The 16,874-nt window shown below is 51.7% G+C and carries 19 protein-coding genes and 1 other annotated feature; of the genes, 18 read left to right on the top strand and 1 reads right to left on the bottom strand.

Going from position 1 to position 16,874, the window contains the following annotated elements; genetic code table 11:
- Positions 1-6: 6 nt before the first annotated feature.
- From murC to pheA, 18 genes are all read left to right on the top strand, one after another.
- Entirely contained in the window at positions 7-1,386 is a 1,380-nt protein-coding gene (gene murC / locus SACSAC_RS22065; protein WP_037290407.1) for a UDP-N-acetylmuramate--L-alanine ligase, read from the top strand.
- A 188-nt stretch (positions 1,387-1,574) separates the two neighbouring features.
- Positions 1,575-2,171, top strand: a complete 597-nt coding sequence (locus SACSAC_RS22060) for a Maf family protein (protein WP_037290404.1) — start codon at positions 1,575-1,577, stop codon at positions 2,169-2,171.
- 290 nt (positions 2,172-2,461) lie between these two features.
- On the top strand, positions 2,462-3,151 hold the full coding sequence (radC, locus tag SACSAC_RS22055; protein WP_037290401.1) for a RadC family protein: 690 nt from the start codon (positions 2,462-2,464) through the stop codon (positions 3,149-3,151).
- 36 nt (positions 3,152-3,187) lie between these two features.
- Positions 3,188-4,201, top strand: a complete 1,014-nt coding sequence (locus tag SACSAC_RS22050; protein WP_037290398.1) for a rod shape-determining protein — start codon at positions 3,188-3,190, stop codon at positions 4,199-4,201.
- A gap of 44 nt (positions 4,202-4,245) precedes the next feature.
- A complete protein-coding gene (gene mreC / locus SACSAC_RS22045; protein WP_037290394.1) occupies positions 4,246-5,139 on the top strand; it encodes a rod shape-determining protein MreC in 894 nt (297 codons plus the stop codon).
- A complete protein-coding gene (gene mreD, locus SACSAC_RS22040; protein ID WP_037290392.1) occupies positions 5,136-5,666 on the top strand; it encodes a rod shape-determining protein MreD in 531 nt (176 codons plus the stop codon). Before mreC ends, mreD begins: the two co-directional genes overlap by 4 nt.
- A gap of 125 nt (positions 5,667-5,791) precedes the next feature.
- Complete coding sequence (locus tag SACSAC_RS22035) at positions 5,792-6,475, top strand: septum site-determining protein MinC (RefSeq protein WP_037290390.1); 684 nt, start codon at positions 5,792-5,794, stop codon at positions 6,473-6,475.
- 3 nt (positions 6,476-6,478) lie between these two features.
- Entirely contained in the window at positions 6,479-7,279 is an 801-nt protein-coding gene (gene minD, locus SACSAC_RS22030; RefSeq protein WP_037290384.1) for a septum site-determining protein MinD, read from the top strand.
- Positions 7,280-7,443: 164 nt separating this feature from the next.
- Positions 7,444-8,682: an Rne/Rng family ribonuclease gene (locus tag SACSAC_RS22025; RefSeq protein WP_037290381.1), complete on the top strand. Its 1,239-nt coding sequence runs from the start codon at positions 7,444-7,446 to the stop codon at positions 8,680-8,682.
- A 69-nt stretch (positions 8,683-8,751) separates the two neighbouring features.
- Positions 8,752-8,835 (top strand) — a sequence feature (ribosomal protein L21 leader region).
- Positions 8,836-8,848: 13 nt separating this feature from the next.
- Positions 8,849-9,160 carry a 50S ribosomal protein L21 gene (gene rplU, locus SACSAC_RS22020; RefSeq protein ID WP_037290379.1) on the top strand — a complete coding sequence of 104 codons (312 nt, stop codon included), beginning with the start codon at positions 8,849-8,851 and terminating at the stop codon, positions 9,158-9,160.
- 14 nt (positions 9,161-9,174) lie between these two features.
- Complete coding sequence (locus SACSAC_RS22015) at positions 9,175-9,507, top strand: ribosomal-processing cysteine protease Prp (protein ID WP_037290377.1); 333 nt, start codon at positions 9,175-9,177, stop codon at positions 9,505-9,507.
- Between the two features lie 22 nt (positions 9,508-9,529).
- A complete protein-coding gene (gene rpmA, locus SACSAC_RS22010) occupies positions 9,530-9,841 on the top strand; it encodes a 50S ribosomal protein L27 (protein WP_018977229.1) in 312 nt (103 codons plus the stop codon).
- A 186-nt stretch (positions 9,842-10,027) separates the two neighbouring features.
- Positions 10,028-10,735, top strand: a complete 708-nt coding sequence (locus tag SACSAC_RS22005) for a Spo0B domain-containing protein (RefSeq protein ID WP_169833797.1) — start codon at positions 10,028-10,030, stop codon at positions 10,733-10,735.
- A gap of 70 nt (positions 10,736-10,805) precedes the next feature.
- Positions 10,806-12,116 carry a GTPase ObgE gene (gene obgE, locus SACSAC_RS22000; protein WP_037290373.1) on the top strand — a complete coding sequence of 437 codons (1,311 nt, stop codon included), beginning with the start codon at positions 10,806-10,808 and terminating at the stop codon, positions 12,114-12,116.
- Positions 12,117-12,562: 446 nt separating this feature from the next.
- Entirely contained in the window at positions 12,563-13,000 is a 438-nt protein-coding gene (locus tag SACSAC_RS21995; protein ID WP_037290370.1) for an ACT domain-containing protein, read from the top strand.
- A 102-nt stretch (positions 13,001-13,102) separates the two neighbouring features.
- Entirely contained in the window at positions 13,103-14,395 is a 1,293-nt protein-coding gene (locus SACSAC_RS21990; RefSeq protein WP_037290368.1) for a homoserine dehydrogenase, read from the top strand.
- 90 nt (positions 14,396-14,485) lie between these two features.
- A complete protein-coding gene (gene thrB, locus SACSAC_RS21985; protein WP_037290366.1) occupies positions 14,486-15,460 on the top strand; it encodes a homoserine kinase in 975 nt (324 codons plus the stop codon).
- Positions 15,457-16,350 (top strand): prephenate dehydratase, encoded by an 894-nt coding sequence (gene pheA, locus SACSAC_RS21980; RefSeq protein WP_037290363.1) that lies wholly within the window; start codon positions 15,457-15,459, stop codon positions 16,348-16,350. Before thrB ends, pheA begins: the two co-directional genes overlap by 4 nt.
- Positions 16,351-16,690: 340 nt before the next feature.
- On the opposite strand, the gene SACSAC_RS28320 is transcribed toward pheA, so the two are convergent.
- Positions 16,691-16,874, bottom strand: a 184-nt coding sequence (locus SACSAC_RS28320) for a hypothetical protein (RefSeq protein ID WP_211251350.1), incomplete at its 5' end; no start/stop codon positions are given.

Below are 16,874 nucleotides of genomic sequence, written 5' to 3'. Positions count from 1 at the left end.
CGTATTATGAAAAAAACAGAACACATCCATTTCATCGGCATCGGCGGTTACGGCATGAGCGCGATCGCCCGGGTACTGCTGGAAATGGGCTACAAAATTACGGGTTCCGACGTGGCTGAACAAAGCCTTACCAAAAGATTGGTTGAAGGAGGCGCGACCATCCATTACGGCCACAAAGCCGAATACGTGGAGGGCGCCGATACGGTCGTTTATTCGACGGCGCTGCCTGAAGATAACGTGGAGCGCGTCGAAGCTTTGCGTCTTGGAATTCCGACCATTCACCGTTCGCAAATGCTGGCGCGCCTGCTCAACGAGCGTCAAGGCATCGCGGTAGCGGGAGCGCACGGTAAGACGACTACGTCATCCATGACCGCGCTTGCGATGGAAGAATGCGGAACGGATCCGACGTACATTATCGGCGGCGAAATCGTAGGTTTCGGTACCAATGCCAAAGCGGGCAAAAGCGATTTTGTCGTAGCGGAAGCGGATGAGAGCGACGGTACGTTTTTGCAGTATCATCCGTACATCAGCATCGTGACCAATATCGAAGCCGACCATTTGGAAAACTACGAAGGCAGCTTCGAGAAAATCAAGGAAGCGTATGTGCAATTCCTGAATCAGACACGCGAGGACGGTCTGGCGATCGTATGCGCCGACGACGAGAATTTGCGCGAATTGAAGCCGAAGCTTACTTGCAAACTCGTGACTTACGGCATGGGCGAAGACGCGGATTACCGCATTTCGGACATCGACCTGGGCGACCGTCGCGCTTCGTTTACGGTAAGCACGGAAGGGAAAGAACTGGGACGCGTAAATCTGTTTGTGCCGGGCAAATATAACGTCTATAATGCAACGGCTGCACTGATTGCCTGCCTGAAGAGCGGCATTCCGTTCGAAGAAGCGGCTGTCGGGTTGTCGAAGTTCCATGGCGCGAAGCGTCGCTTCCAAGTGTTGGCCGATGCGGCAGGCGTACTGGTTGTCGATGATTACGCGCACCATCCGACCGAGATCGAAGCCACGCTGCGTGCAGCGAAATCAACGGGCAAACGCATTGTTGCCGTGTTCCAGCCGCAGCGCTACACGCGGACTTTCTTCCTGCTTGACGCGTTCAGCCGGGCGTTCTCGGACGCCGATGAGGCGATCATCGTCGATATCTACTCGCCGGCCGGCGAGGAGCCGATCGAAGGCGTTCATTCCTCATCGCTGACCGAGTTGATCAAGCAGAACAGCAATCCCAATTCGCAATATCTGGCGACTAAGGAAGAAGCGCTGGAGCATTTGTCGGGACGCATTCAAGACGGCGACCTGGTCATTACGATGGGCGCAGGCGATATCTGGAAAGTCTCGCATAAGCTCGCGGAAGACTGGAAGAATCGAAACCTGTAATACGTAAATATCGAAATTTCCAATCGCAATAGCCTTTTAAGATAAACAGGCATTCGCAAAGGCTGCTAGAAAGCCGTTCCCCGCCGCATCGCGAGGGAGCGGCTTTTTTCTTACAGCGGAGCAAGCTTGAGACGGCAGTATTGTTCCCTTATAATAATGAAGGGCTATTTTGAAGGAGGAACAATAGGATGACTCAACAAGAAAAGCCGCTGATCCTCGCTTCGGGCTCTCCGAGAAGACGGGAGCTGCTTTCGCTTTTGAATTTGCCTTTTGAAGTGAAAGTTAGCGATGCGGACGAAAGCGTACCGGACGATTGGTCGCCGGAGCGCATCGTGCAGGAACTGGCGTTGCGCAAGGCTCAGGCCGTCATTGCCGAAGGTGTTCCTCATGATGCTATTGTCATCGGCAGCGATACGATCGTGGTATTGGATGGTGTCGTCTTGGGGAAACCGACAGATGAGGCAGACGCCAAGCGAATGCTGAAAGCTTTATCCGGACGTACGCATCAGGTCTATACGGGGTTAGCTTGTATTCAAGGTTCCGGCGAACGTGAATTGTCCGATTTCAGTCGGGCCGGCGTCACCATGCGCAGCATTGCGGAATCAGAGATCGAGGCTTATGTTGCCGGAGGAGAGCCGATGGACAAAGCAGGCTCTTATGCCGTTCAGGGTCTAGGTGCGGTATTCGTCGAGCGAATCGAAGGCGACTATCATACGATTGTCGGTCTGCCGATTGCGGCTCTGTACCGGATGCTGGGGCAGTTCGGGATTCATGCTTTAGGTTAACTTCGTGCCGCCGAATCAACTCGAAAAATAGGCCGACTCGATTGCGGGCGACGGCCGTGGTATAATGACAAGGTTACATAGCCTTTGTCTTGAAAATCAGGCGAAGGAAGCTGCATGATGCGGCGCGCGGGCTTCAGGTTGACAAGCCGCTTTTAGCTGGTATTGTTTAAAAGGGGCAAATCGGTGCTGCCGTTTTTGGGTTGAACAAGCGCATGTCCCGATCCTGCCATGATCGAATACACAAGTTGAACACGGAAGCGGCGTTCCATTTCGAAGGGACGACTGCAAAAATGGAATTGTCGAATATTATGCTTCGTGATCTTCCTCGTGAAGAACGACCGAGAGAACGAATGCTGCAATACGGAGCGCAGGCGCTTAGCCATGCGGAACTGCTGGCCATCCTGCTCCGAACCGGAACGCGCAGCGAATCGGCGATCATGATCGCTCAACGTATACTGATGCAGTCGGGCGGGCTTCGCGGCCTTGCAGACTCGGGAGTCGAAGAACTGGTAGAAATCAAGGGCGTGGGCCCGGCAAAGGCCGTTCAACTAAGAGCGGCGATCGAATTGGGGCGGCGCATGGTGGCCTCACGTCTGACTGAATCGGTCGTGATTCGCAGTCCGCGCGATGCGGCGGAGCTGTTGACCGAACAGCTCAGATACCTTCAAAAAGAACATTTCGTTTGCCTTTTTCTAAATACAAAAAATGTTGTCATCGCGCAGGAAACGTTGTCGATCGGGAGTCTTAATGCTTCAATCGTCCATCCGCGCGAAGTTTTTCGCGCCGCGATCAAATATAGCAGCGCTTCGATCGTCTGCGCTCATAATCATCCAAGCGGCGATCCGGCTCCAAGTCCGGAAGATATCGCGATTACCAAGCGTTTAGTCGAATCCGGGCAAATTGTAGGAATCGACGTACTTGACCATATTGTGGTAGGCGATGGTCGATTTGTCAGCCTCAAAGAACAGGGATTTATGTGAAAATTGAACTCGAATGAGAAAAGGAGTTAATTGAAAATGATGGGCAATAAAGATCTGGGTATCGATTTGGGAACAGCAAACACACTGGTATACGTACGGGGAAAAGGCATTGTAGTGAGAGAACCTTCCGTTGTCGCGCTTCGTACCGACACGAAAACGATCGAAGCGGTAGGCGAAGACGCGAAAAAAATGATCGGCCGTACGCCGGGGAACATTCGCGCCATTCGTCCGATGAAAGACGGCGTAATCGCGGACTTCGATACGACGGCGACAATGATCAAATATTTTATTAATCAAGCGCAGAAAAAACGCTCGTTCTTCCAACGCCATCCGAACGTCATGGTATGCGTGCCGTCGGGGATTACTGCGGTTGAACAGCGCGCGGTCGAAGATGCAACCAAACAAGCCGGCGCTCGCGAAGCGTATACGATCGAAGAGCCGTTTGCGGCCGCAATCGGCGCAGACCTTCCGGTATGGGAGCCGACAGGCAGCATGGTTGTCGATATCGGCGGCGGTACGACCGAAGTTGCGGTCATCTCGCTCGGCGGGATCGTAACCGCGCGTTCGGTGCGCGTAGCGGGCGACGAAATGGACGAGTCCATCATTCAATACGTGAAACGTCAATATAACCTCATGATCGGCGAGCGCACGTCGGAAATGTTGAAAATGGAAATCGGTTCGGCGATCCAGCTCGAAACGCCGGAAACGATCGAAATTCGAGGTCGCGACCTGGTAAGCGGTTTGCCTAAAACGATCTCCATCACTTCGCATGAAATTACGGAAGCGTTGGCTGATACGGTAAGCTCGATTATCGAAGCAGTTAAAGTTACATTGGAAAAATGCCCGCCGGAATTGGCAGCCGACATTATGGATCGCGGTATTGTCCTGACAGGCGGCGGCGCATTGCTTCGCAACTTGGATAAATTGCTTGCAGGCGAGACAGGAATGCCGGTTATCGTAGCCGAAAATCCGCTGGACTGCGTCGCAATCGGTACAGGACGCGCGCTCGACAATATCCACCTGTTCAAGTCCCGTTCGAAACGCGGATAAACGAAGGGTGTCTATATTCATGAACAATTCAGCAATGTTAGAGGGTGTTCGAACTGTTTAGACTGCTCGGAAATCGCAAACTATTTATCCTGTTGATCGTGATCGTTCTTTTCGTTGCCCTGATGGGCGTCACGCTCGGCGACCGGATCGGACTGACTTGGCCGGAGAAGTTCGTCAAGGACACGGTCGGCTTTACGCAGCGCATAGTGAATAAGCCTGCGGCAGCGGTATCGGGATTTTTTGAAGATATCGCGGACTTGAACGCTGTTTACGAAGAAAACGAAAATTATCGCGTTCAGCTTGTCGAGCTTCAGCGGCAGGTCATTGACTACCGCAAGCTCAAGACAGACAATGAGAATTTGCAAAAAGACCTTGATTTTACGGAAATGCAAAAAAGAAACGCGAATAAGTATTATCGGTTTGCCCATGTAATCTCGGTCAACGACGATGTCAATAACCCCACCGTTAATATCGATGTGGGTTCGAAAGACGGCGTTGCCGTGGGTCAGGCTGTAACGAGTATCGAAGGCATGGTCGGCATTGTCAGCACAACGACCGATTACACCTCGACGATTCAACTGATCACGTCGCTGAGCCTGACTTCGCCTGACAGCTACGCGATTGCGGCTACGGTAACGGGAAAAGCCGATACTTTCGGTATTGTGGAAAGCTACGACAAAAACAAAAAGCGTCTGTTGATGACAGGAATCGATCCGAACAAAACAAAGCTCGAGCCTTATGATACAGTGGTTACCTCAGGCAGCGGCGGCGTGTTCCCGGCGGGAATCGTACTGGGCGAAGTCATGCAAGTGACTCCGAGCGAATTCGGCCTGACCGAGACGGCGTTAATCAAACCTACCGCGAGCTTCGTCGAATGGAAAGAACTCTTTGTTGTCATTCCGGGTATCGATCCAAACGAGGGAGACGGTACGCCATGACCTGGCGCAAACAGTTTCTCGTCCTGCTGCTTTTCGTGATCTTCCTGATCGACGGCAGCGTGCTGCCGTGGTTCCTGCCCGACGCTTGGATGCCTCACCTGATGCCGAACCTGGTATTCGTCTGCGTGCTGTTCGTTTCCGTATACCGTCACCGCTATGCGGGCATGGTACTGGGTGCCGTGTTCGGCATGGTGCACGACATCGTGTACTACGGTGCGATGCTGGGGCCGTATTCCTTCACGATGGGTTTTACGGCCTACGTGCTGGGGTTGATTTTTCAACTTCCCAAAGCGCCGCTGCCCGTTATGCTTACGGTCGTCATGCTCGGAAGTTTCATTTTGGACAGCATGTTGTTCGGTATCTACACCGTATTTAATTTCAATGAGCAAACGTACGACTGGGCGTTGATCCAATATATCATTCCTGACTTGTTGTTCCGGCTCGTTTTTGCGTTAATCATCTATGTGCCGATCCGTCGGCAATTCGACAAGATGCCGCTTCGTCCGAAAAAAGACGTGAAAGAGTAAGATTCGTCGCTTCGAAAAGCGAGCGATCGTTTTGAAGCGGCGGATCTGCGGCAACTTTTATGCGATTCGTGCAGGAGAAAGGAACCTTCGTCTCGAAACATTCAAGTCGAAGGGGAGCGGGGGAGATGTCCATCAAGCGCAATCTCATTACAATCAAGGGAATCAAAGATGGTCTCGTGTTCCGGTTAGACGAACGATGCGAATTCGATGAATTGCTGACCGGATTGCGGGAAATGTTGGAGAATAGCGAAACGTTTCTTAGCGGTCCGCTGGTTTCGATTGATGTGCGGTTCGGGGGCCGTGATTTATCGGACGAGCAGAAGCTGCAAATTTTGGATGTATTGCGAAGCAAGCGTAACTTGCTCGTGCGTTCGATCGAAGGTTCGAAAACCGCTGAGCTTCGGGAAAATGCGGTATTGCGCGTACCGATCGCGACAATGAGCGGCATGGTCCGTTCCGGGCAGGTGCTCCAACATGATGGAAACCTGCTGTTTTTGGGTGATGTTAATCCAGGGGGTTCGATTGTGTGTACCGGAGATATCTATATCCTCGGAGCGCTGCGCGGAATGGCTCATGCCGGCTCGGAAGGCAGCGAACATGCGATTGTTGGAGCTTCGTATCTGGCACCGACGCAGCTGCGAATTGCCGAAGTCATCAGTCGTCCGCCAGATAGTGCCGAAGAAAGCAGCGCCCATCCGCATGAGACGCAGATGGAGTTCGCCTATCTGAAGGACGGGCAGATGCAGATCGACAAGATGGCGAATATCGCCCGGCTGCGCCGGGATCTGAATGTGTTCAAAGGAGTGTAGAAGATGGGAGAGGCTATAGTCGTCACTTCGGGAAAAGGCGGCGTCGGCAAAACGACGACCACGGCCAATATCGGAACGGCGCTGGCACTGCTCGGCAAAAAGGTGTGCTTGGTCGACACCGATATCGGCCTTCGCAACTTGGATGTCGTGATGGGACTGGAAAACCGGATCATTTACGACATTTGCGATGTGGCTGACGGGCGTTGCCGCTTGCATCAGGCGCTGGTAAAAGATAAACGCTTCGAAGAGTTGTACATGCTTCCGGCTGCGCAAACCAAAGATAAAAATGCAGTATCGCCGGAGCAAATCCGCGATATCATCCTTGAATTGAAAGCCGAATTCCAGTATGTGCTGATCGACTGCCCCGCGGGTATCGAACAAGGCTTCAAAAACGCGATCGCAGGCGCCGATCAGGCGATTGTCGTCACGACGCCGGAAAACGCGGCCGTGCGCGATGCCGACCGCGTGATCGGACTGTTGGAAAGCTCGCATATCGGATCGCCGAAATTGGTCGTCAATCGGATTCGTCCGAACATGGTCAAAGCCGGCGAAATGCTTGATGTGGATGAAGTGCTTCAAGTGCTTAACATCGATCTGCTCGGCATCGTGCCGGACGACGAGATGGTCATCAAGGCGGCCAATACCGGCGAGCCGACCGTCATGAATCCGGATTCTAAAGCTTCGATCGCGTACCGTAACATTTCGCGTCGCATTCAAGGGGATACGGTTCCGCTTATGCAGTTGGATGAGAAAAAAGGCCGCTTCAATCTATTTCGGAAACTTTTTGGCGGCGGCAAGTCATAACGTTATCGCGATCAAGCCCCTTCACTTTTGGTAGAAGGGGCTTTTTGACGTAGAAATACGAGCAAGCGAAACTTTTTTCAGCCCAATCGCGTCTAGTGAAATAGAGGCAAGTTGCGCACTCATAGGCATAGCCCGCCAATAAAATGTAGGGCAAGAGGTGACACATGAAACAACTGGTTGTGCATAATGAAGCGGAGTGGACGCAGGCGGCGTTGCTTGAGGACGGCTGCCTGATTGAGTTTGCCGCAGAACGCGTTCAGGAGCATGGGATCGCCGGAAACTTTTATAAAGGACGGATTGTTAACGTGCTGCCCGGCATGCAGGCTGCTTTTGTAGACATCGGATTGAAGAAGAATGCCTTTTTATATATTGATGATATGCTGCCTGCTCACTTGGAACGACAGCCCAAATCCAAACCTTCTATTGAACAAATTGCGCGTAAAGGCCAACAACTTCTGGTGCAGATTTCCAAGGAGCCGCTGGGCGGAAAAGGCGCACGAGTGACGACCCATTATTCGCTTCCCGGGCGTCATATCGTCTATATGCCTGAAGCGGATTATGTAGCCGTGTCCAAGAAAGTAGAACCGGAATCCGAGCGTACGAGACTCAAAACACTAGGGGAACAGATGCGGAATCCCGGCGAGGGGATGATTTTGCGTACGGTGGCAGGCGGCGAAGCAGATGCGATACTGCTTGAGGATCTGCTCCAGCTTCGCAGTCAATGGCAAGAGATCTGCACAGCTTCCGAAACCTTAGAGGCGCCAGAGGAGTTGTACCGTGATCTGGACCTGACACAGCGCATGATTCGGGATGTTTTTAATCCCGGTTCTGATGAATTGATCGTAGACGATGCTGCGCAACACGAACGAACTCATGCTTATTTGGAGCGAATACTGCCAGGTACCGAGACTCGGGTTCTTTTCCATCGAGAACCAACGCCTCTGTTCGAAGCATATCAGGTCGAACATCAGCTTCATCGGGACTTCGGCCGTAAGATCCGCTTGCCCGGAGGCGGGACACTGGTATGGGATCAGACCGAGGCATTGACCGTCGTGGACGTCAATACAGGAAAATTCACGGGAGCGGACGATAGCTTGGAAACGACGGTAACCGATACGAATCTTGAAGCTGCGCAGGAAATTGCCAGGTTGCTTAGGCTTCGCGACGTCGGCGGTATCGTGATCGTGGACTTTATCGATATGCAGGAAGAACAGAATCGAACCCGTGTATGGAACCGTCTTGAGGAAAGGCTCGCCAAAGATCGCACCCAGTCGCATATCGTGGGTTGGACAAAACTCGGATTGTTGGAAATGACCCGCAAAAAGGTGCGTGAAAGCGGTGCGGGACTCTTTTATGAAACCTGTGCGGCATGTGGTGGAACAGGACGAATTATGATTCGTTGACCCGTTGACTTTTAACAAAAGGCATGCTAAGATACGTTGGTATGTGTGCCGGTGTACTTCACTTTGCACAACATGCTGTAACCGCACAGGCCGGGTCTAAGCGATTGCTGCTTGCAGAAAATCCACCCGAACCAGGCGAGTCTGAGACATGAGGAGGTGCAAGAAGATGTACGCAATTATCGAAACAGGTGGTAAACAGTACAAAGTCCAAGAGGGCGACGTTCTGTTCATCGAGAAGCTGGAAGCCGCAGACGGCGAAAGCGTAACGTTCGACCGTGTCCTGGCCGTTTCCCAAGAAAACGGACTGACAGTTGGTGCCCCGTTGGTATCCGGAGCAACAGTAACGGCGAAAGTTGAAAAACACGGTAAAGGCCAAAAGGTTGTTGTATATAAATACAAGCCTAAGAAGAACTACCACAAGAAACAAGGCCATCGCCAACCTTACACTAAGGTAACGATCGAAAAAATCCAAGCATAATTGAGGTTGATAACTTGGTTATCGTCCAAATTGTTAGATCGCCAGACGGGAAGATAACGGCTTTTCGGGTTAAGGGTCATGCGGGATATGCCGATCCTGGTGAGGATATCGTCTGTGCTGCTATTTCGGCCATTACGGTCGGGACGGTGAACTCAGTCGAAGTGCTTGCGGGAACGGTTATGAGTACCCGAATGAAGAATGGTTTTCTCAGCGGAAGTCTTCCGCCGATTGAATCGGACGAACTCAAGGCTAAAGCCGAGCTGATTCTCGATTCAATGGTGGTCATGCTGGAGGCAATCGTGAATTCTTATCGTGAATATATTCGGATCGACAACGTTACAAAATAAGCAAAGAAGGAGGTAGACCACTATGTTGAAATTGGATCTCCAGTTATTCGCTTCCAAAAAGGGTGTAGGTTCGACGAAAAACGGTCGTGACAGCCACTCGAAGCGCCTTGGCGCTAAACGTGCGGACGGTCAAGCCGTACGCGGCGGCGGAATCATCTTCCGTCAGCGCGGAACGAAGATTCACCCGGGAACGAACGTAGGTATTGGCAAAGACGACACTTTGTTTGCTCTGATCGATGGCGTTGTGAAATTCGAACGTCTCGGCCGTGACCGCAAAAAAGTCAGCGTCTACCCGGTACAAGTTGCTGACGTAGCAGCTTCCGTAGAGGCCTAAGACCTAACGGGTAATCAAGAAGCCTTCGGTATTCGTACCGAAGGTCTTTTTTTGTTGAAAGGCTTGCTCAGAAACAGGATGTTCTTGGCCTATGCCGGCTTGGATTTTTGCCGAATTCTGGGTATACTCAGACTAACTACGTATCAGAAACGGAGAGAGCCGATGAGAAGGTGGAGGGACTTATCCTTGATACTGCCGTTATCTACCGCAGTTCCCTTGGTTCTGGCTTGGATTTTCCCAAGAGTGATCACGTTTATCCTGCTGGTAGCATGGCTTGCTGCCGTGTTCTTTCTTTTGTCCGAACGGGAGAAACGCCGCAAGAATCGGGAGCTTCAGGAATTGAGACAATCCATGCAAAAGTTCTTCCTCAATGTCCTCAGTCATCAACGGCATGATTGGATGAACGATCTTCAACTGATTTTCGGATACGCAAGAATGGGCAAATCAGAGCGGGTCGAAGAGATCGTAAGCAGAGTGAGCGCAGAAATGCATAAAGAAGGCCGAATTGCGAAGCTTGGACTTCCTGAACTTGTTTTTTACCTGATGACGATCAAAGGGGAAAATCGGGAAGTGGCGCTGCACATCCAGGCGGACCAGGAACTTCAGTATGTAGGGAGCCTGACGCCGGAAGAGGAAGAAGGGCTTATTCGTGCGGTGAGAGCAGGAATGGCGGCTTATCGCTATTCGGGACTTGCGGCGCAAGCTGCGGAACCTGCGCTGCGTATCGTGTTCGGCGAAGAGGGCGGGGAAGCGACTTTGTTCATCGAACCGGAAAATGATCCGCAGGCGGCATCTGTTTTGCATCACGCGGTTGAAGAAGCTCTTGAATCCTGTGCCTTATCGGCGGAAGCTTCCGATTGCGGAACTTTGATTCGTTGGAAGCTTCCTGTTTAATTTGAAATGCGTACGCAGCCATCAAGCTTTTGTGCATGGGATGCGTACACCATCTAGAAGAGGTGAATCCATGTTTGTAGATAAAGCGAAGATTTATGTAAAAGCCGGCGACGGCGGAGACGGTATGGTTGCGTTCCGACGCGAAAAATACGTGCCGAACGGCGGGCCTGCCGGCGGCGACGGCGGTCGAGGCGGCGACATCATTTTCCGCGTCGACGAAGGCTTGCGTACGCTGATGGATTTCCGTTATCAGCGCCATTTCAAAGCTCAACGCGGAGAAAAAGGACGCAATAAAAATCAGTATGGCGCGAATGCCGAAAACATGGTAGTTCGTATTCCTCCCGGTACATTGGTGATCGATGACGACACTCAGGAAGTTCTGGCGGATATGACCCGTAACGGTCAGGAAATCGTCGTTGCCCGCGGAGGACGCGGAGGACGCGGCAATGTTCGTATGGCCACGCAAAACAATACGGCTCCGGAACTTGCGGAACATGGCGAAGAAGGCAAAGAACGTTATATCGTGCTTGAGCTTAAAGTCATGGCGGATGTCGGTTTGGTCGGCTTCCCTAGCGTAGGCAAGTCGACGCTGCTGTCGGTCGTATCCGCGGCAACGCCGAAGATCGGAGCTTATCACTTTACGACTATCACTCCAAACCTCGGCGTGGTTGGAATCGACGACGGCCGTAGCTTCGTTATGGCCGACTTGCCCGGCCTGATCGAAGGCGCGCATGAAGGCATCGGTCTTGGCCACGAGTTCCTGCGCCACGTCGAGCGTACGCGGGTTATCATCCACGTGGTGGATATGTCCGGCTCCGAAGGACGGGACCCGTTCGACGATTGGATGAAGATCAACGAAGAAATCAAGCTGTACAACGCAGAGCTTGAGAAGCGCCCGCAGATTGTCGCAGCCAACAAAATGGACATGCCGGATTCGGAAGAAAATCTGCGCGTCTTCAAAGAAAAAGTCGCGGAAATCAATCCGGATATCGAGATCATGGCGATTTCTTCATTGACCCGTCAAGGTGTGAAGGAACTCATGTATCGGGCAGTCGATGTGTTGGATTCGATCGCGGACGTTCCGGCGATCGAAGAAGCTGCCGAGCAGGTCGAGCGCAAAGTGTATCGCGTCGAAGAAGCCAAGGAAGAGGGCTTCACGATTCGTCGCGAGAACGAGATGTTCGTCGTCGAAAGCGTCCAAATCGAACGCATGATGAAGCGGATGCAGTTGACTACGCATGATGCGATTCTGAAATTGGCGCGCACGCTGCGTCATATGGGCGTCGACGATGAGCTGCGCAAGCGCGGGGCGAAAGACGGCACGATCGTTCGGATCGCCGACTTCGAGTTCGAGTTTGTTGAGGGCAGCAGCTATTATTGAGCGTAGGCGAGCGGTTTGCGCTTGTCGCTCCGGCTTGTTTTCCTCTGCGGACCCTGGTATGGTCCGGCAGTAGAAGGAAAGCCAAAAGTCGCTCCAATCGCAAACCGCTCGCTGGGGTGGTAGAGGGAATACCCTCGCCGCTTCTGGGCTCGGGCTTGAATTAGGGCACAAGATCGACAGAATAAGATCAAGAGATAAAAGAGGATCGCAGGCGCCCGTTTGTTAACGGGCTATGCGATCAAACAATAGTTTATCTATCTATTTGCAATGGATAAGCGGGGCGTCTCCTAGGGCGCTTCGCTTTTTTGCGTTGGAAAAGGGATTTGATTTTATATAAGATTAACGTACTGTGTAACTTTTTTGCTGTAAAGGGTTGACGCTAAGTCGGTTTATTCGATATAATGTCCGCTATATGAAAACAGTGGTCTTTAAGGAGAGGACGTTAAATGAAAGAGCGTTATTACTTGGCTAGAGAAGATATTTTACCGGAAGCAATCTTGAAGACGCTGCATGTGAAAGAGCTGTTGGCCGGCGGGCAAGCGAAGACGGTCAACGAAGCGGTCGCGATCGCGGGGATCAGTCGGAGTGCTTTTTACAAGTATAAGGACGGTATTCATCAGGTCAATCAGTTGGATCGGGAAAGATTGGTGACGTTGTCGCTGCTGCTTGAACACCGCGCGGGGATTTTGTTTAAAGTGCTCGGGTTGATTGCGGAAAGCGGCGGTAACGTACTCACGATCAATCAGAGCATTCCGCTGCAAGGTACGGCGAATGTGGTATTATCGGTAGAAACGTCGAGACTGCACGAAGAACTGGGGCGCCTGACCGCTTCGCTGGAATCGGTAGCGGGCGTCAGCCGGGTCGTTGTGATCGGGCAAGGATAAGTCGACGCAAACGGAACACATTTTTGAAATCGGAACGAGCAGCGGGTATGGCAATACCATTGCTATAGCAAGGACTGCATAGGGACGGGGAGGAAATTGTACGTGAGTAACAAGCCGATAAAAGTTGGATTGCTCGGTCTGGGCACGGTAGGAACGGGTGTCGTGCGGATCGTGGATATGCACCAGGAGGATCTGAGTAGTCAGGTAGGCTCGCCGATCGTAATCGAAAAAATTTCGGTCAAGGATCGGGAAAAGTCGCGTAATATTCCGATCGATCCTTCCAAATTGACTGATGATCCGTGGGAAGTTATTCACGATCCCGAAATCGATGTGATCGTGGAAGTGATGGGCGGCGTCGAGCAGACCCGTACTTATATTCTTGAAGCTCTGTCACAGGGCAAACATATCGTAACGGCGAACAAAGATCTGATGGCGCTGTATGGCACGGAGATTCTGGCCAAGGCTCAACAGATGAAATGCGACGTCTTTTACGAAGCCAGCGTAGCCGGGGGCATTCCGATTATTCGCACCTTGATCGAAGGCTTCTCGTCGGACCGGATTACGAAGATCATGGGGATCGTAAACGGCACGACCAACTATATGCTGACCAAAATGAGCAAAGAAGGCGTGTCTTACGAGGATGTGCTCAAAGAAGCCCAGCAGCTCGGTTACGCGGAATCCGATCCGACTTCGGACGTGGAAGGGCTGGACGCCGCGCGCAAGATGACCATTCTGGGCACGCTCGGTTTCCGAACCAACGTCGAGCTTGCCGATGTGCAGGTAAAAGGCATCTCCGGCGTCAGCCAATCCGATATCGCGTATGCGAGAAACTTGGGGTACGAGATCAAGCTGCTCGGAATCGCGGATCGCGACGACGATGCCATCTCGATCAGCGTCCAGCCGACGATGGTCAAGGCTTCGCATCCGATTGCTTCGGTAAACGGTGTGTTCAACGCGGTTTACGTGTACGGTGAAGCTGTGGGCGAAACGATGTTTTACGGAGCGGGCGCCGGCGAGATGCCTACTGCGACATCGGTCGTGGCGGATTTGGTCTCCGTGATCAAAAATCTGCGCCTCGGCGTCAACGGACTTAAGCAGATCGCGCCGCATAAACCCAAAAAGCTCAAAACCGATGCGGAAATCGAGTTCAAAAACTTCATTTTGCTGCACGTGGACGATAAAGCGGGCGTATTGGCGCGCATCACGCAAATCTTTACCGAATATGAAGTCAGTCTCGCCTCTGTGGTTCAACAACCGAACGAGCTGAACCCGAATGCGGAAATCGTGATTGTCACACATAAAGCAAGCAAAGAAAGCATCGACAAAGTATTAAAGCGATTTGACGAGTTGGAAGTCGTTCGTCGGATCATGAGCGTGTATCGAGTAGAAGGCTGAACGTAACCCTATAGGGTGCAGAAAAAAAGCGGCGTTGGAGTAGAGCATTGACTCTGACGTTGCTGGACAAGTCGGAAGGAGCAGGACATCATGATCAACGAAAATGCCGGATCGGTACGCGTCAGGGTTCCGGCCAGCACGGCCAACTTGGGACCGGGATTCGATACGCTCGGCATGTCGCTTTCCCTGTATATTTGGCTAGAGATGCGCAAGTCGGAACGTACGGTCGTACATTTTTCAGGTGATGGTTTTGAAGGAATCCCGGCGGATAAAGATAACTTGATCTACAAAGTGGCTCAGCTCGTGTTCAAAGAAGCAGGCGTCGATGTTCCGGAACTGGAGATCGGGATGCGCTCGGACATTCCGTTGACGCGCGGACTCGGCAGCAGCGCCTCGGCGATCATCGCCGGGATGGCGGCTGCAAATGCGCTGATCGGTTCGCCGCTATCCAACGATCGATTGTTCGATTTGGCGACAGGACTGGAACGGCACCCGGACAACGTTGGCGCATCGCTATTCGGCGGCATCATCGCAGCTGCGTGGGACGGCGAACATGCGGATTACGTTCGTATCGAGCCGCCTCGAAACTTGAAAGTTCTGGCGCTGATTCCCGAGTTCGAATTGGCGACATCGGCAGCGCGTGCGGTTTTGCCGGAGCAGCTCAGCATTCAGGATGCCGTTTATAATATCAGTCGTTCTTCGTTGCTGACTGCTGCCTTGGCGGCGGGACGGTTAGACCTGCTGTCTTCTGCGATGAAGGACCGATTGCATCAGCCTTACCGTGCCGTGCTTGTTCCGGGAATGGAAAAGATTCTGGAACAAGCGACTCAATATGGAGCACTCGGTGCTTCGCTTAGCGGAGCCGGACCGACTTTGCTTGCGCTGGTTGACCGTACTTCGTCCGAGTTCGATCAACTGGAAGCCTTTATGCAAAGCGTAATGTCGGAAAACGGAATCCAAGCCCGTACGCTCTGGTTGGAGCCTGACTTGGAAGGAGCCGTTTGCGAAAGCGGGATTCATCCGGATCTTTTTCTGGAAACGATTAAAGGAGAAATTTCGTCATGAAACGTATTGCACTGCTTCCGGCAGGTTCCGTTTCTCATGAAGCAGTCGATTATCTGCTGGGAAACGAACCGGTCGAATTGATTCATTATAAATTGATTTCCGATGTTTTTATGGCCGTAGTTCAGGGGAAAGCTGATTACGCGGTTATTCCGGTCGAAAATACGATCGAAGGCTCGGTCAGCTTGCATATGGATTGGCTGGTTAATGAAGTTGATATTCCGATGCGCGCCGAGTGGGTATATCCGTCGATTCAGAATCTTGTCGGTCGCCAAGAAGAATTTGTTGGAGAAGACGGCAATCTCGATTTTTCAAAAATCCGCAAGGTATTGTCTCATCCTGTTGCAATTGCGCAGTGTCGAACCTTTATTAGTGAGCATCTGCTTAATGCAGAACTTGAAAACGCAAGCAGTACGGCGGAGGGCGCAGCTCAAGCGGCGGCACATCCGGAAAGCGGCTGGGCTGCCTTTTCAACTCGACTCGGCGCGGAACGTTATGGCCTGGATGTACTTGCCGAGCGGGTGACGGATCACGACAACAACTACACTCGCTTCGTATTGATTGGCCCGGAGCGGATTAACCTAGACAAACATAGCGAGCATGAGAAGACGAGCATGCAAGTCATTTTGCCGGAAGATTACGCGGGAGCTTTGCATCAGGTACTGTCGGCTTTCGCCTGGAGAAGATTGAACCTGTCCAGAATCGAATCGCGCCCGACCAAAAAGAAGCTGGGCAACTACTACTTCTATATTGATGTGCTTGAAGCTGGAGATTCTGTTCTTTTAAAAGCGGCAATCGAAGAAATCGCGGCGCTCGGTTGTCAGGTGAGGGTGCTTGGTTCTTATCCTTGCTTCGACTATGAGACCGAGAAAACGGAAGCGCAGCAACAATGAAAAACACATCAAGTTAAGAGGCTGGGGATTGACGTGAAGGAGCATCATGGTGCGGACCGCTTTGACTTTACGGAGTGCTAGGGAGAAGGATCAGTTCCATTTCGAACAGAAACTCAATTTAGCGTGGTCAACGCAATAGATGCTCCTTTGTTTGTTTTTAAAACTGATATTGTGCAGAAATGTTGCGTTGCGTAAAGAATATTGGATTAGGGCTTGAAATGTAATCGGCAATATGTTATATTAAAAGTCCAGTCGAGCGATTGCGAGATTGGATGTTTGTTTTTGGACGCGGGTTTTAGAAATTCGGATTTGATTCTACAAAAGTAGAATAAAAAAGATTTCAAAAAAAGACTTGCAAAACGAAAACGAACGTGCTAATATATAAGAGTTGCTGCTGCGAGCGAAACGCTGAACGGCAGAAACGAGAAACACGGTTTGCTCCTTGAAAACTGAACAGTAAGTGAGTCGCGATGATGAAGATCATCGTGAGAATATAAGATTCTTGAGCAATCAAGAATCGCCAA

The sequence above is a fragment of the Saccharibacillus sacchari DSM 19268 genome, assembly GCF_000585395.1.
In the GTDB taxonomy this organism is placed as follows: domain Bacteria; phylum Bacillota; class Bacilli; order Paenibacillales; family Paenibacillaceae; genus Saccharibacillus; species Saccharibacillus sacchari.
This window is presented reverse-complemented; position numbering and strand designations above follow the sequence as displayed.